We start from the raw sequence: 15,407 nt of genomic DNA, 5'->3' as shown, positions 1-15,407 counted from the left end.
GGCTGGACGGCTTTTCACGATCCAGCTTCGTACCCACCGGTCGGCGGCCTAGCGCGGGAGCCCAGACCCCGCGGACGCTCTAGCCGAGCGCCTTCTCCAACTGGGCCTTTGTCATCTTTGAACGTCCCTTGACACCGCGGCGCTTGGCCTCGGCGTACAGCTGGTCCCGCGTCCGGCCGCCCGCGCCCGAGTGCGAGCGCAGCCCGCCGCGCCGCGACGAGGAGATGTCCTGGGTCGAGGTACGGCTCGCGGTCCGCGACTCACCGGCCCTGGCCCGCTCCTTGTTCACCGTACGGGCCGCGATCTCGGTCGCCCGCTTCTCGCTCGCGCCGCGCTCACGTTCGCTGTCCTTGATGTGCTCGTACTGCCGTTCCCGCTTGGGACTCGATCCTCGGGGCATGATGATCTCCTTCCCCCGGGCCTTTCACCACTCGTGTCCTTGTCCGGTCCATGCCCCGGCACCGCCCGGGCATGCGGGCACCGGCCGAACGGGGGCGGACCGATCGCCGATCAGCGCGTCGAGCAGGCCACCGGCCGGGACCCGGGACGAGGGGCGCGCCCCGTCATCGAAGCCGTCGATCATCATTCGTGCCGTCTCGGCCGCCCCGCGGAAGCTCGGTCAGCCGATCGACGGCGGCGCGGGAGGTGAGGCGGACGAAGGTCAGGTGCGCGTTGGCGGGATCGGCGGCGGCACGCTCGAAGCGGTCGCGGAGGGGCCCGTACGCCGTCCAGGCGTAACGGATGATCGACTCGTCCTTGTCCAGCAGGAAGCGGAACGACTCTTTGTTGCCGTTCCACAGCTCCGCGCCGGTGGCCATCCGGCGCAGCGTTCTGGACAGCAGCCGGCGCATCACCAGGTGCCTCGGCAGGTCGATCCAGATCACGGTGTCGGCGCGCTCCCACACCAGGTCGCGGACGGCGGAGTAGTTGCCGTCCACCACCCACCCCTCGCCCGAGGTGAACCGGTCGACCTCCGCACGGAACTCCGGGATCGGTCGCGGCGTCCAGTCGCGCATGTGGAAGACCGAGTCGAGTTCCAGCCACGGCACGCCCAGCCGTCCGGCGATCGCCGTCGCCAGTGTGGACTTACCTGATCCCGAGATTCCCACCACGGATACGCGTCGCACCGCCGAACTCTACTCAGCGTCGGGCCAGCAGGGCGAGCCCGCGTTCGCCGGGCGGCGCCGCGCGGTCAATCCCCGCGCTCTGCCGAGGTCCGGCGGGAGCGCAGGGCGACCGCCTGATGGAGGGCGTCCCGGCAGGCCAGGATGGCGGGGTGCCGGCCGCGGCCGCGGCGTACCACGGTGAAGATGCGGCGTGCGCGCTGACCGCGGGGAAGCCGCCGCAGTGCGCCGGTCGGATGCCGTCCGCTCCAGACGAGGTCGGGAAGGAAGGCGGCGGCGTGTTTCTGCTCGACGAGGCGGAGGTGGAGCAGGAGATCGGTGGTCTCGAACCGGATGTCGGGTTCGAAGCCGGCGTTGCGGCACAGGGTCAGGGCCCAGTGCCGCGCGGCTGTGCCTTCGGGTTCCATCACCCAGGGGTGGCCGGAGAGTGAGCGCAGCGCCGCCATCGGGCTCTCGGTGTCCGGGCTGTCGGCCAGTCCGGGCGGTGCGAGGTGGAGAGGGTCGCTGAGCAGGTCTTCCTGCTCGAGTTCGGCGGGCCTCGGGTTGGGGTTGCCGGGATATTCCTCGGCGAGGACCAGGTCGAAGTCGCGGGCTTGCAGGGCGGGCAGGGCCTTTTCCGGTTCCATGTGCCTGACGTGGACGCGCAGGTGCGGGTGCAGTTCGCGCAGCAGGTCGAGCGCGATCGGGACCAGGGCCAGGGCGGCCGTCTGGAACGAGGCGATGCGCAGGGTGCCGGTCAGCTCGGTCAGGGAGTCGGCGATCTCCGCTTCCGCGCGCTCCAGGCGTTCGAGGACCGCTTCGGTGTGGGCGACAAGGATCTCGGCCTGCTCGGTCAGCCGTACCCGTCGCCCGACCGGTTCGAGCAATGGGACGCCGACTTCGGCTTCCAGCTGCGAGAGCTGCTGGGAGACGGATGAGGGGGCGTAGGACAGGGCGGCGGCGACGGCCGCCAGCGTGCCGCGGTGCTTGAGCTCGCGAAGCAGGCGCAGTCGATGCAGGTCGAACATCGGCGGACCACTCTCCTCGCCGTCCCGGAGCAACGCGTCAATGGTCGGTTTCCTCGATGAGCATAGGTCGGAAACATTCGCTGGACCGATCGTAGGCGGGTGCTGGACTCTGATCGTGTGCCTGAGAACGCTTCCTCGCTCCGTACGCCGCCGTGGTCCGTACGGCCCGGTGCCCGTACCTGGCGGTGTGCGCCCGCCCCCGCCGAGGTGCGGGACTTCCACACCGCGCTGCCCGGCTACTCACCCACCCCGCTGACCGAACTCCCGCCGCTGGCGGCCGAGTCGGGGGTCGGCCGGGTCTTCGTCAAGGACGAGTCGTGCCGTCTGGGGCTGCCCGCGTTCAAGGCGCTGGGCGCCTCCTGGGCGGTCCACCGCGCCCTTGCCGAGCGGGCCGCGAGCGGCGAGGGATCCGGTCCGGTCACCCTGGTGACCGCCACCGACGGCAACCACGGCCGGGCGGTGGCCCGCACGGCACGCCTGCTCGGGCAGCGCGCCCACGTCTTCGTCCCGCGGGGCGTGCATCCGCGGGCCGTGGCGGCCGTCGCCGGCGAACAGGCGAAGGTCACCGAGGTCTCGGGGTCGTACGACGAGGCCGTACGCCGGGCGGCCGAGGCCGTTGCCGCGCCGGACGCGATCCTGGTCCAGGACACCGCCTGGCCGGGCTATGAGCGGATCCCGGGGTGGATCGTCGAGGGCTACTCCACCCTCTGCGCCGAGATCGACGAGCAGCTGGTGGCCGAAGGGGTCGCCGGGGGGCCTGACCTCGTCTCCATACCGGTGGGTGTGGGGTCTCTGGCCCAGGCCGTCGTCACTCACTACCGCAGCCGCCTGTCCGGGCGGACTCCGGCGCTGTTGTCGGTGGAGCCGGAGGCCGCGGCCTGCGTCCTCGAAAGCCTCATCCTCGGCGAACCCGTCAGTGTCACCACCGGCGAGACCGTCATGGCCGGGCTGAACTGCGGCACCCCCTCCAGCATCGCCTGGCCCTACCTGCGCGGTGGGCTGGATGCCGCGATCGCCGTCCCCGACGCCGGCAGTGCCCGCGCGGCCGATCACCTCTCGGCCCTCGGGGTCTCCTCCGGCCCCTGCGGGGCCGCGGCGCTCGCCGGTCTGCGTGCCGCGCTCACCGGCGCGGGCGCCGAGGAACGCCGCACGGCGCTGGGGCTCGGCCCGTCCTCGGTGGTCGTGCTGCTGAGCACCGAGGGCCCGGCCGCCAACCCGCACTCCACCCTCGATCGCTGAAGTCCGGATCTCCGAAGGACACCCCGCGTCGAACGACCGCGTCAACGCCCCCCGCAGCCGGCTGCCCCGTACGCACCGCCCACCCCGCCGTTTCCGACGATCTCCAGGAGACAGCCCATGACGAGCCCCGCCCCCGACACGATCACCGTCGACCGCGACCGCCTGTGGCGGTCCCTGATGGACCTCGCCGAGATCGGCGCGTACGACGACGAGCGCACCGGCCTGCGCGGCGTCGACCGCCTCGCCCTGACCGACGCCGACGCGGCCGGCCGCCGGCAGGTCATCACGTGGATGGAGCAGGCCGGCCTGGCCGTCCGCATCGACCGGATGGGCAACGTCTACGGCCGCCGCGAGGGCACCGACCCCACCGCGGCCCCGGTCCTGACCGGCTCGCACATCGACAGCGTCGCCACCGCCGGCCACCTGACCGTCCACCCGGACCTGACCAACATCGTCCCGGCCCGCGCCGAGCTGACCGTCGACCTGCGCAACCCCGACGACGCCCAGATGGCCCGCGCAGAGGAAGCCCTCGCCGCGTTCCTTCGCGACCTGGAGAAGAGCCGGCCGGGCCTGTCGCTGACCACCCGGCGGATGGCCAAGACCGCCTACGTCCCCTTCGACGAGGAGGTGCGGAAGGTCATCGCGCAGGCCGCCGACGACCACGGCCTGGCGTACCTCTCCTTGCTCTCCGGCGCCGGCCACGACGCCCAGGAGATCGCCGCGCTCTGCCCGGCCGCCATGATCTTCGTCCGGGGTGAGTACGACGGCATCAGCCACAACCCCCGCGAGTACTCCACCCCCGAGGCGTGCGCCCACGGCGTCGACGTCCTGGCCACCACCCTCCTGCGCCTGGCCGGCCAGGACTGACCGCCCACGGCCCGTCCCCGGCTCCCGGGGCGGCCTCAGAACATCGGAAGGCCCTCATGATCCCCGAAACCCCTTCGGCCCCAGCGGCTCCCGGCCCCCTGGACTCGGACCCCGGCCGGCTGCTGGCCCGGCTGATCGCCGTCGACTCCGTCAATCCGGACCTCGTACCCGGCGGGGCCGGCGAAACCGTCATCGCCGACTTCTGCGCCTCATGGCTGGCCGCCCGCGGCTTCGAGGTCCACCGCCTGGAAAAGCGCCCCGGCCGGCCCTCACTCGTCGCGATCGCCCGCGGCACCGGCGGTGGCCGCTCCCTCATGCTCAACGGCCACCTCGACACCGTCAGCCTCGCCGGCTACGACGGCGACCCGCTCGACCCGTGGATCCGCGACGGCAGGATGTTCGGCCGCGGCACCTTCGACATGAAAAGCGGCATCGCGGCCATGATGGTCGCCGCCGCCCGCGCCACCGCCCACGGGCCCCTGCGCGGCGACGTCCTCCTCGCCTGCGTCGCCGACGAGGAGTACGGCAGTTCGGGCACCGAGGAAGTGCTGGAGTCCTTCACCGCCGACGCGGCGATCGTCACCGAGCCGAGCCATCTCGAAGTCACCCTCGCCCACAAGGGCTTCGCCTGGTTCGACGTGGAGGTCGTGGGCCGCGCGGCCCACGGTTCGCGGCCCGAACTCGGCATCGACGCCATCGCCAAAGCCGGCCACTTCCTGGTCGCGCTGGAGGAACTGGGCCGGCGCCTCGCGCGGGGCCCGGCGCACCCCCTCCTGGGCACCGGCACCGTGCACGCCTCCGTCATCCATGGCGGGGAGGAGCCCTCCACCTACCCGGCGCACTGCCGCATCACCCTGGAGCGCCGCACCGTCCCCGGCGAGAGCGCCGACAGCGTGGAGCGGGAACTGACCGCCGTGCTCGACCGCTGTGCCGCCACGGTCCCCGGCTTCCGTTACCGGCTGACCCGCGGCGTGCACCGCGAGCCCTTCGAGGCCGACCCCGATGCCCTCGTCGTCCGCACCCTCACCCGCCACGCCGAGCGGGCCCTCGGCCACCCGCCCGTGGTGCGCGCCGAGCCCTTCTGGACCGACTGCGCCCTCCTTGATCGCGCGGGCATCCCCTGCCTGCTCTTCGGCGTCGACGGCGCGGGGGCCCACGCGGCCACCGAGTACGTCGACCTCGCCTCGCTCGACCGCCTCACCGGCATCCTCACCGACACCGTCGCGGACTTCTGTTCCTGACCCCCGGCCGGACACGGGCCGGGGCCGGTGACCACATTCCGCTCGACCACCCGCAAGGACCGTTGCCCGATCGTCGGGCAACGGTCTTTTCCGCATTCCGCTTGATCACTGACACAGCGCAGCGAGAGCGCCGGCTCCCTGACGCCGACCGTGCCGAGCTTCTTTCGACGTTGCCGTCGACCCTCTTTTGAACGCGTTCAACCCACTGCGTTAGGCTCGTCCCGCACACCCAGGGAGAGCTTGATGAAGATAGTGATACCCGGGGGAACCGGGCAGGTAGGCACAATCCTGAATCGCGCGCTGACCTCCGCGGGTCACGAGGTCGTGGTCCTGACCAGACGGCCGGTGCGCGACCGTGAGGTCCGCTGGGACGGCGAGACCCCGGGCCCGTGGGCGGAGGAGATCGACGGCAGCGACATCGTGGTCAACCTGGCCGGACGCAGCGTCAACTGTCGCTACACCGCGGCCAATCTGCGGGCCATGATGGATTCGCGCGTGCGTTCCGCCCGGGTCGTGGGTGAGGCGATCGCAGCCGCCGCGCGGCCTCCCCGGGTCTGGTTGCAGATGAGCACCGCCACTGTCTACTCCCACCGCTTCGACGCGCCCAACGACGAGGCGACCGGTGTGCCCGGCGGCACCGAAATCGGCGTCCCCGGCTACTGGGCCTACAGCGTCGAGATCGCAAAAGCGTGGGAGCGAGCGCAGGAGCGAGCCGAAACTCCGCACACGCGCAAGGTCGCCTTGCGCTCCGCCATGGTGATGAGTCCCGATCGCGGCGGCGTCTTCGACGCCTTGCTGCGGTTGACGCGGCTCGGCCTCGGCGGCCCGGTCGCGGGCGGCGCGCAGTACGTGTCCTGGATCCACGACCGCGATTTCGTCCGCGCCGTCGAATTCCTGGCCGACCGGGACGACCTCGCCGGGCCGGTGAACCTCGCCGCTCCCGCTCCTCTGCCGCAGCGCACGTTCATGCGCGTTCTGCGCGCCGCGTGGGGTGTTTCCGTGGGCCTGCCCGCGACGACGTGGATGGCCGAACTCGGCGCGTTCGCGCTGCGCTCGGACACCGAACTCCTGTTGAAGAGCCGCCGGGTCGTTCCCTGCCGCCTGCTCGAAGCGGGCTTCGTCTTCGAGCACGCCCAATGGCCGGAGGCCGCCGGCGACCTCGTGCGGCGCGTGCGCGAATCGATCGCCTACGGCCCCCGCCCCACCCGGAACTGACTCGTCCGGCCCGGAACGGTCCGCCGACGTGGGCGGGGGCTTGGTCTACCGCGACGACTTCGTACGGGTGACCGGCCTGTAGCGGATCGTCACGCCTGAAGAAGATTCTCCAGCAGGTGGTGAGATTCGAAGACCGAGGGGTCGGAAGGCAGCGTGCCGCGCATGCCGCTCGGCGTGAAGCCCCTGCTCTTGTAGAGGGCGATGGCCGATTCGTTTCCGTCCACGACCCACAGCTCGACCTCCTCGGCGCCCATCTTCCGTGCCTGCGACAGCGCCGCGTCCATGAGCCGTCCGCCGGCTCCCCGCCCACGGACGGCCGGGTCGATCCACATCGAGACCAGATGGGCACGCCCGGGGTGTTCTCCGCCGCCGGGCATCACCCCCACGATTCCGGCATCCACCCCGTCCACGACCGCGACCAGTATCGCGACCTCACTGGCCAGCCGTTCCTCCCACAGTTCGGCGGTGAAGGCGACCTCCTTGCCGTAGGTGGAGGCGAAGGCCTCGGGCGAATCGGCCAGTGCTTTGAGCCTGATCCTCCGATAACGCTCTCCTTCACCTGACACAAGCCGTCGAATCTCCACATCAGTCATGCCCGAAATCCTGCCACTCGCGGCACCGGCTTTCATTCCGGGGGCGAGGAACGGCGACTATCGGTGAGATCGATCTCGGCCATCGCCATACCGAGCGTCACTCGGTATGGCGATGGCCGCCGATGCGTCGCGGGAGGGGACGGATCGCTGGACGACAAGGGCGGCGGTAAGGCACACGGCTCCGGCGACCGCCATTCCGGATGAGGGGCCGAGAGCCGCCATCATCCCCGTGGCGGCGGCCAGGGTGAATGCCAGGCTGCCGCCCAGCACGGCGCCCGCGTAGCCGTGCACCCGGCGCCGTTCCTCCGGCGGGTACACGGCCAAGATCATCGACGATCCGCCGTCGTCCCCGCCAGGAGCAGGGCCGCGGCGAACAGCCCGTTGTATGCGAGGACGATCCACGGGCCCAGTGCATCCGCGCCGGACAGCCGAGCGGTCACATCGGGGACGGCCGCTGTCGCACCGGTGATCGCGAGAGGGAACACCGCATCGGAGAGGAGGGCGGCCAGAAGGACACGCCGGCGTTGACGAAGAGACAAGGTGAACATGGGTGCGCTCCGGAACAAGGGGAATCCGAGCGCCATGAAGGCGCTCCTGGCCAGAGGTCAGGAGCGACGGCGAGAACCGGGGTTGTGCGCCGTCACTCTCAGTGGCGGCGCACCTTGTCTGTTTTCGGCACGGGCACACGCTAGCAGCCGCCTCGGGCGAGGCCGGAGGTGGCCGGATCACTCCCGGACCGATGATCCGGGAGTCGCGAGACGGCCCGGCCGAGGGCGCGGGCAGTCGATGAAGGACTTCTCGTTCCGCGGGTGCGTCCGTAGGCTCATGGAGACCCTCTTGAGCCGGCGGTATCGCCGTACGCGGCGCGCCGCCGCCTCACGAGGAGGTTGTCCGTCCACGGCGGACGACGAAGGAAAGGGAGAACGTCCGCCCCTCTCCACTCTCAACGTATAGCGCACCGGGGGGCTTGCGGCAAGACCCGGGTCGTGCGGCACAATCGTCGGCCGGGGCCAGAACCTGCGAAAACGGGGGTGTGAAATGCGTGTGTCGTCGTCGGTGATCGGGTCGCGCGGGGGCGTCGAGCCACCACGGGAGGTGTCCGGTCAAGCGCGGCGCCGGGGGCGCCTGAACGGCTGACCTCTTTCGGGGGCCACCGCCGCTTGGAGGCCGATCGACGCGGCCGTGCCCGAAGCCGCGGCGCCGACGTCGGCGAGGACCCGCCGGAAAAAACATGACACCCGGGAGCGTGATCAACTCCCGGGTCATCCAGCCGGTTCGTCGAGCGGCAGCGCCGCGAGACGCACCGGTCCGTGTAGTGAGCGGGCCGGGCGGAGTGTGGCCCGTCCTGGCCACCAGGTTCGCCACGCCGGTCCAGACGCCCTGTTGCGCGCGATGGCGGCGAGCGACTCCCCCTTTCCCCTTCACAGCAGAGTTCAGCCGCGCTCGTGAGCGCCGAGATTTACGAACCTCAGATCGGAGCCGATGACGTGAACCCCCTGACCGACAGCGCTTTTGACCTTCCCGACCGCCTCTCCCCCAAGGCCGACCCGGCGCTGATCGCCGGTGACGAACGGCACTTCGCGGCCATCGCGGAAAGCCTCGAACAGTCGATCGCCGACCTGTCCGGCCGCCTCGACGCCGAGCGCAGGGCACCCGGTGGCAAGGGCCGGGCCGCGTTGGACCGGGACCTGGAGATCCACCGGCTGACCGCTCGCCTGCGCGCCCTGCGTCGCTTCGGCCTGGACCTCTGCCTCGGGCACATCGTCGGCGCGGACGACCCCGAGCCCGTGTACATCGGCCGGCTCGGCCTCACCGACAGCACGGGTCGCCGGCTGCTGCTCGACTGGCGCTCACCCGCGGCTGAGCCGTTCTTCGGAGCGACCCACGCCAACCCGATGGGCCTGGCGAGCCGCCGCCGGTACCGCTGGACCCGTGGCCGGATCAGCGACTACTGGGACGAGGTGTTCACCTCGGACGGGTTCGAGGGGCACGCCGCGCTCGACGACCAGTCCGCCTTCATCGCCAGCCTGGGCGGCCACCGGTCGACCCGGATGCGGGACGTGCTCGGCACCATCCAGGCCGACCAGGACGCCATCATCCGCGCGGGATCCCGTGGCGCCCTCGTCGTCGACGGCGGTCCGGGTACGGGAAAGACCGTCGTCGCCCTGCACCGCTCCGCCTACCTCCTCTACTCCGACCCCCGCCTCGGTCACCACCGGGGCGGCGTGCTGTTCGTCGGCCCGCACCAGCCCTACCTGGCCTACGTCTCCGACGTCCTCCCCAGCCTCGGAGAGGAGGGCGTGCAGACCTGCACCCTGCGGGACCTCATCGCCGAGGGAGCCACGGCGGCGATCGAGACCGACCCGGACGTGGCCCTCCTGAAGTCGTCCGCGAACCTGGTGAAGGCGATCGAGCCGGCCGTCAGGTTCTACGAGAACCCGCCCACCAAGGGGATGACGGTCGCGACCCACTGGTCCGACATCTGGCTGGGCGCCGACGATTGGGCCGAGGCGTTCGAAGCACCGGAACCCGGTACTCCGCACAACGAGGCGCGCGACCAGATCTGGGAGGAACTGCTCACGATCCTGGTGGACAAGCACGACGACGACGCCCCGGCCGACCTGCTCCGCAAGTCACTGCTGCAGAACAGGGAACTGCTCACGACCTTCAACCGCGCGTGGCCGCTGCTCGAAGCGGCCGACCTCGTCGGAGACCTGTGGTCGGTACCCGCCTACCTGCGGATGTGCGCTCCCTGGCTCGGCCCCGACGACGTTCGGCGGCTGCAGCGCGAGGACGCCCAGGCCTGGACGGTGTCCGACCTGCCGCTCCTGGACGCGGCGCGGCAGCGGCTCGGCGACCCGGAGGCGTCGCGACGCAAGCGTCGGCACAACGCCTCCGTCGCCGCCCAACGCGAGCACATGGCCGACGTCATCGACCACATACTCGAGGCCGACGACGACGGTGAAGGTGCGGTGACGATGCTACGCGGACAGGATCTAAAGGACACCCTGATCGACGAGACCGCCCTGCCCGGCGCCGAACCGGACCCGCTCGCCGGCCCGTTCGCGCACATCGTCGTGGACGAGGCGCAGGAACTGACCGACGCGGAGTGGCAGATGCTGCTGCTCCGCTGCCCGTCCCGGAGCTTCACCATCGTCGGGGACCGCGCCCAGGCCAGGCACGGGTTCACGGAGTCGTGGCGGGAACGGCTTGAGCGGATCGGGCTCGACCGGATCGACCTGGCCTCCCTGAGCATCAACTACCGGACTCCGGAGGAGGTCATGACGGAAGCCGAGCCGGTCATCCGGGCCGCGCTCCCGGACGCCAACGTGCCGACCTCCATCCGCGGCAGCGGCATCCCCGTCGTCCACGGATCCACCTCGGATCTCGGCTCGATCCTCGACACCTGGCTCGCCGCGCACGCCGACGGGATCGCCTGCGTCATCGGCGATCCCACGTTCCGGGCGACGTCCCGCGTCCGGTCGCTGACCCCGGAGCTGTCGAAGGGGCTCGAGTTCGACCTGGTCGTCCTCGTCGACCCGGAGGCGTTCGGCAAGGGCATCGAAGGAGCGGTCGACCGCTATGTCGCGATGACCCGGGCGACCCAGCGACTCGTCATCCTCACGAGCTCCTGACCTCGGCCCAGCAGCTCGCCGTCCGGGTCGCGACCGTCACGGACCGGGAAATCGCCTGCCTCCTCTCCAGGTCCGGGCGGCCGGCGAGAGCGTGCCGAAGGTCATCACCGGCCAGCCGGGCCCGCGGTTCTCCTCGGGCGGCTCCGGATCGCCGGGCGACGAGTGTGGCGAAGCGGGTGACCAGATCGATCAGGAATCGAGAAGCGCGGGTCACGGAGCCGCGACTAGCGTCATCGCCATGGTTTCCATCGAATCCGCCCACCTTGAGGTGGCCGACCCCACCGCCGTCGGACGCTTCTACACCGACGCCTTCGGTTCGGGCTCGCAGGTGCGCCTGCGAGCCTCGGAGGCACCGACGACCGGGTTCCGCGGGTTCACCCTGTCGCTCACGGTGTCCCGGCCGTCCACCGTCAACGGTCTCATCGGCTCCGCCCCGGACGCCGGCGTCTCCGCCGACGGCACAGGATCGCACCGGATCATGATCGGCGGTGACATCGGGTCCTGCACCGACCCGGACGGGTTCGCGTGGGAGACCGCGTAGCTTTGAACCGGGCTGAAAGGAGTTCTCTCATGTGTCACCCCTCGTGGACGCACGCCCTCATCGCGGCGCAGCGTCTGAGCGACCTCGCGCGGTTGCGCCGCGTTCGTGACCGGATCGACCGGGAGTACGCGCAGCCGCTGGACGTCGAGGCGCTGGCCCGCGGCGCGAACATGTCGGCCGGGCACCTCAGCCGCCAGTTCCGGCTCGCCTACGGTGAGTCGCCGTACGCCTATCTGATGACGCGGCGCGTCGAGCGCGCGATGGCGCTGCTGCGTCGTGGCGACCTCAGCGTCACCGAGGTGTGCTTCGCGGTCGGCTGCTCGTCCCTGGGCACCTTCAGCACGCGCTTCACCGAGCTGGTCGGCATGCCGCCCAGCGCCTACCGGAACCGGGCGGCGCGCACGACGGCGGGGATGCCGTCGTGCGTGGCGAAACAGGTGACCAGACCCATCAGGAATCGAGAAGCGCCGGCTCTCGGGCCGCGTCTAGCGTGACTGCCATGAACCTCACCATCCACACGAGCTTCCTGCCGCACGAGGACCCGGACGCCTCCCTGGCCTTCTACCGCGACATCCTCGGTTTCGAGGTCCGCAGCGACGTCGGGCACGGCAAGATGCGCTGGATCACGGTCGGCCCCGCCGGCCTGCCCGGCACGTCCATCCTCCTGGCGCCACCGGCCGCCGATCCCGGCATCACCGACGACGAGCGGCGCACCGTCGCCGAGATGATGGCCAAGGGCACCTACGGCTGGATCCTGCTGGCAACCCCCGACCTTGACGGCACCTTCGAGAAGCTGCAGGCCACCGACGCCGAGGTCGTCCAGGAGCCGATCGAGCAGCCGTACGGTGTTCGCGACTGCGCCTTCCGCGACCCCGCGGGCAACCTGATCCGCATCCAGGAACTGCACTGAGCCGTCCCTTCCCCGCCGCGGGCGGTGATCGTCACCACCGGGACTCCCGGCTGCCGTGGTCCGCCGTCCACGACCGGAGCTTCTCGGGGTTGCGTACCGCCCAGATGCGCTGGATCCGGTCACCCACGACGTCGAACGCCGCCACCGTCACGATGACGCCGCCCTGCTGAGCCACCAGACCCGGCTGACCGTTGACCGTACGCTCCAGGATCGTCAGGTTGGGCACCTTGGCGGCGATATCGATCATGTAGCGGGCGATCCGCTCGTCGCCTTCGATCGGGCGGAGCACGGCGCTGGCGAGGCCGCCGCCGTCGGCGATCGTCGTGGCGTCGGGGGCGAGGAGACCGATGAGGGCGTCGATGTCCTTGGCCTCCCATGCCTGCTTGAAGTCCCTGACGATGCCGGCGCGCTGGGCCGCCGGGGTCGCGGGAGGTCGCGACGCGCGGATGCGGCGGCGGGCCGAGGAGGCCAGCTGGCGGCAGGCCGCCGGCGTGCGGCCGACGATCTCGGCCACTTCGGCGAAGGGGTAGCGGAAGACGTCGTGCAGGACGAAGGCGACGCGCTCGGCCGGGGTCATCGATTCGAGCACGACGAGGAAGGCCATGCTGACCGACTCATCCAGGGTGATCCGGTCGGCCGGGTCGGCCATGCTGCCGCCCGGCCGCCCGTTGATCCACTCCGTGGACTCGGGCAGCGGCTCCGGGACCCATTGGCCCACGTAGCTCTCCCGCCTGGCCCGTGCCGAGCCGAGCAGGTCGAGGCAGATGCGACCGGCGACGGTCGTCAGCCAGGCGCCGGGGGATTCGACGGCCTCCTGCTGCTGCGGGGTCATGGCGTACCAACGGGCGTAGGTCTCCTGGACGACGTCCTCGGCATCGGCCAGGGAGCCGAGGAGGCGGTACGCCAGATTGATCAGCTGACGCCGCTCGCTCATGATCGCGTTCAGGCTCGGATCACGCCGGCCGTCTTCTGGCTCGGATCTTGTGGTCATGGTGTCGCCGACTCCCTCTGTCGCGTCCGCCCTCACCGGATCGACGAAACAACCCCTGGAAATGTGAGGTCGACGCGCCGCCTTATATTCCCGGGGGTCGCACGCGCCGGGCTGCGGAGGCACCGTACGGCACCCAGGCGAGTGCGGCCCGCGCCGTCGTCACGCCGTGGGCGTCGGCGACGCGCCGGGTCGAGGTGAGGTCGGGGTGAGCCGGGAGGCGTCGTGTTCGGCGTCGGCGGAGAGGCGAGCCAGAAGCGTTGCCGGAGGTCCAGGAGGGCAAGCGGATGCCGGAGCGGGAGCGGCGGCGGATGCGGCACTAACCGGGAGACTCGCGTTCCGTCACCTGTTCGCGGTAGCGGTCGGCGACGGCGTGGAAGGCCTGCTTGTGCCGGAAGGTGGCGTCGCCGCACGCGGCCATGACGCCGAAGCCCGCTCTGTCGAGGTCGAGGCCGGGATCGTCCTTGTGCGGGAAGTCAGGCATGGCGAAGGTGAAGACGAAACAGCCGTGCACGCCTTCGACGTCGTACAGGTCGATCAGCTCGCCCAGGTAGCGGGCCTGCACGGACTCGTCACGCGGATGGTCGCCGCGGATGCGTGGCGGCTCGGCGAACCAGTCGACGATCCGGAAGGAACCCGCGCCGCGCTGGTCGGCCCCGGTGAAGGCGCCGCAGCCGAACTCGGTGACGACCACGGGCTTGCCGTGGTCGCGCACCAGGGCGCGCAACCGGTCCCGGTACGTGGCCTGGTTGCGGGCGGAGCGGTAGAGGCTGACGCCGACGAGGTCGAACAGGGACCAGTCGACGTTCTCCCATCCGGCGGCGGCGTAGGTGATCGGACCGTCGAAACGGCTCCGCGCGACGGCGACGGCGCGGGTCAGAAGCTTGTGGAGCCGCCGGTCGATCCGGCGGCTCAGCAACCGGTGGTATCGGATGATGAGGTGCAGGCGCAGGAACGACCTCGGTCCGGGGACGATGCCGGATACGGTGTGCGAGAACTCGCTGCCGACCAGGAGCGTGACACGGCCGGGGTGGTCACGGCGAAGCGCTTCCGCGGCTTCGGCGACGGTGTCCAGGTGCTCCAGCATCCTCGGCGGCGGCCGGTCGGTGGCGTCGGGCCGGAGATGGACGTCCAAGCCGAGGTCGAGGGCGCAGCGAGCGGCCCCGATCAGCTGCGACGCGTCTCGGCAGATGAGCATCACGGTGTTACAGTGCAGATCCCTGGCGATGATCTTCAGGTCCCGCCGCAGGTCGTCGGGCTCCGCCCCGTCGGCCAGGTAGGAGATGCCACGGAGGTTCAACATCCGATCGGCTCCACTCCACGCGACGGCAGCCGGCCCAGCACGATCAAGACCACCACGTTCACCGCCGTCCAGGCCAAGACCCCGGCAGCGGCCGGTCGGCGCGCGGGGCGACAACCGGTCCCAAGCTACCCTGGCGTGGACGGGGGCGCCGAGGCCCACGACGATGGAGCCGGCCTGATCGGTCGAGGGCGTTCTCGTCCCGACGGACCGGCGGGGTCAGGAGAACCCGCGCCGAGAACGGGCACGCGGAAGGCCGCGTGGGCCACCCCCTGTGGCCCACGCGGCCTCGATATGGTCGGCGGTCAGCTCTTGAAGGCGTCCTTGACCTTCTTGCCGGCGTCCTTGATCTTCTCGCCGGCCTGCTTGACGTTGCTCTCGTCCTGGTCGGTTCTTCCCTCGGCCCGAAGCCGTTCGTCGCCGGTGGCACTCCCGATGTTCTCCTTGACGCGACCCTTGAGCTCTTCGGCCTTATTGGAGATCTTGTCGTTGGCTCCCATGATGACTCCCTTCAACGCCTGAGGCGTTCGTGCACGTCAACGTCCCCTATCCCCAGCGCGACGCGGCAAACACCGGCGGGCCGCCGCCGCGATGAGCGCGCCCCCCGCGTCAGGTCGCCCGGATGGTCGCGAGCATGCGCGGACGCCCGCCCGTGAAGCGGCGAAAAGGCCGTGGCCCCGCCCTGAACGGGCGGGGCCACGGCCACCACGAACCTGCTCGTAGCGCAGGCGGAAAACCACTGGTGAT

Annotated in this window: 16 protein-coding genes; 8 read left to right on the top strand and 8 right to left on the bottom strand. The window is 70.9% G+C overall.

What is annotated here, in order from left to right:
- Positions 1-79: 79 nt before the first annotated feature.
- From J2853_RS10000 to J2853_RS09990, 3 genes are all read right to left on the bottom strand, one after another.
- Positions 80-400, bottom strand: coding sequence for a plasmid stabilization protein (locus J2853_RS10000; protein ID WP_307556712.1), 321 nt, complete (start codon positions 398-400; stop codon positions 80-82).
- A 163-nt stretch (positions 401-563) separates the two neighbouring features.
- Complete coding sequence (locus J2853_RS09995; protein ID WP_307556711.1) at positions 564-1,127, bottom strand: P-loop NTPase family protein; 564 nt, start codon at positions 1,125-1,127, stop codon at positions 564-566.
- A 65-nt stretch (positions 1,128-1,192) separates the two neighbouring features.
- Entirely contained in the window at positions 1,193-2,131 is a 939-nt protein-coding gene (locus J2853_RS09990) for a LysR substrate-binding domain-containing protein (protein ID WP_307556710.1), read from the bottom strand.
- Between the two features lie 117 nt (positions 2,132-2,248).
- On the opposite strand from J2853_RS09990, the gene J2853_RS09985 reads away from it, so the two are divergent.
- The 4 genes from J2853_RS09985 (at position 2,249) to J2853_RS09970 (ending at position 6,693) form a co-directional block, all read left to right on the top strand.
- Positions 2,249-3,370 (top strand): diaminopropionate ammonia-lyase, encoded by a 1,122-nt coding sequence (locus J2853_RS09985; protein ID WP_307556709.1) that lies wholly within the window; start codon positions 2,249-2,251, stop codon positions 3,368-3,370.
- Between the two features lie 117 nt (positions 3,371-3,487).
- Positions 3,488-4,237, top strand: coding sequence for a M20/M25/M40 family metallo-hydrolase (locus J2853_RS09980; RefSeq protein ID WP_307556708.1), 750 nt, complete (start codon positions 3,488-3,490; stop codon positions 4,235-4,237).
- A gap of 56 nt (positions 4,238-4,293) precedes the next feature.
- Complete coding sequence (locus J2853_RS09975) at positions 4,294-5,478, top strand: ArgE/DapE family deacylase (RefSeq protein WP_307556707.1); 1,185 nt, start codon at positions 4,294-4,296, stop codon at positions 5,476-5,478.
- 243 nt (positions 5,479-5,721) lie between these two features.
- Positions 5,722-6,693, top strand: a complete 972-nt coding sequence (locus tag J2853_RS09970; RefSeq protein WP_307556706.1) for a TIGR01777 family oxidoreductase — start codon at positions 5,722-5,724, stop codon at positions 6,691-6,693.
- 89 nt (positions 6,694-6,782) lie between these two features.
- On the opposite strand, the gene J2853_RS09965 is transcribed toward J2853_RS09970, so the two are convergent.
- Positions 6,783-7,286 carry a GNAT family N-acetyltransferase gene (locus J2853_RS09965; RefSeq protein ID WP_307556705.1) on the bottom strand — a complete coding sequence of 168 codons (504 nt, stop codon included), beginning with the start codon at positions 7,284-7,286 and terminating at the stop codon, positions 6,783-6,785.
- 326 nt (positions 7,287-7,612) lie between these two features.
- The gene (locus J2853_RS09960) at positions 7,613-7,834 is read right to left on the bottom strand and encodes a hypothetical protein (RefSeq protein WP_307556704.1); all 222 of its coding nucleotides are present in this window, start codon (positions 7,832-7,834) and stop codon (positions 7,613-7,615) included.
- A 939-nt stretch (positions 7,835-8,773) separates the two neighbouring features.
- On the opposite strand from J2853_RS09960, the gene helR reads away from it, so the two are divergent.
- From helR to J2853_RS09940, 4 genes are all read left to right on the top strand, one after another.
- Positions 8,774-10,921 (top strand): RNA polymerase recycling motor ATPase HelR, encoded by a 2,148-nt coding sequence (gene helR, locus J2853_RS09955; RefSeq protein ID WP_307568635.1) that lies wholly within the window; start codon positions 8,774-8,776, stop codon positions 10,919-10,921.
- Positions 10,922-11,159: 238 nt separating this feature from the next.
- The gene (locus tag J2853_RS09950; RefSeq protein WP_307556703.1) at positions 11,160-11,462 is read left to right on the top strand and encodes a VOC family protein; all 303 of its coding nucleotides are present in this window, start codon (positions 11,160-11,162) and stop codon (positions 11,460-11,462) included.
- Positions 11,463-11,491: 29 nt separating this feature from the next.
- Complete coding sequence (locus J2853_RS09945) at positions 11,492-11,956, top strand: helix-turn-helix transcriptional regulator (protein ID WP_307556702.1); 465 nt, start codon at positions 11,492-11,494, stop codon at positions 11,954-11,956.
- A 5-nt stretch (positions 11,957-11,961) separates the two neighbouring features.
- The gene (locus J2853_RS09940; RefSeq protein ID WP_307556701.1) at positions 11,962-12,372 is read left to right on the top strand and encodes a VOC family protein; all 411 of its coding nucleotides are present in this window, start codon (positions 11,962-11,964) and stop codon (positions 12,370-12,372) included.
- A 31-nt stretch (positions 12,373-12,403) separates the two neighbouring features.
- Here J2853_RS09940 and sigJ read toward each other — a convergent pair whose 3' ends face one another.
- The 3 genes from sigJ to J2853_RS09925 form a co-directional block, all read right to left on the bottom strand.
- Positions 12,404-13,363: an RNA polymerase sigma factor SigJ gene (gene sigJ / locus J2853_RS09935; protein ID WP_307556700.1), complete on the bottom strand. Its 960-nt coding sequence runs from the start codon at positions 13,361-13,363 to the stop codon at positions 12,404-12,406.
- Positions 13,364-13,679: 316 nt separating this feature from the next.
- Positions 13,680-14,663 carry a glycoside hydrolase family 113 gene (locus J2853_RS09930; RefSeq protein WP_307556699.1) on the bottom strand — a complete coding sequence of 328 codons (984 nt, stop codon included), beginning with the start codon at positions 14,661-14,663 and terminating at the stop codon, positions 13,680-13,682.
- Positions 14,664-14,965: 302 nt separating this feature from the next.
- Positions 14,966-15,160: a CsbD family protein gene (locus J2853_RS09925; RefSeq protein WP_307556698.1), complete on the bottom strand. Its 195-nt coding sequence runs from the start codon at positions 15,158-15,160 to the stop codon at positions 14,966-14,968.
- Positions 15,161-15,407: the final 247 nt, after the last annotated feature.

Source organism: Streptosporangium lutulentum (genome assembly GCF_030811455.1).
In the GTDB taxonomy this organism is placed as follows: Bacteria; Actinomycetota; Actinomycetes; order Streptosporangiales; family Streptosporangiaceae; genus Streptosporangium; species Streptosporangium lutulentum.
The sequence above is the reverse complement of the archived record's forward strand: the minus strand, read 5'-3'. Positions and strand labels throughout refer to the sequence as shown.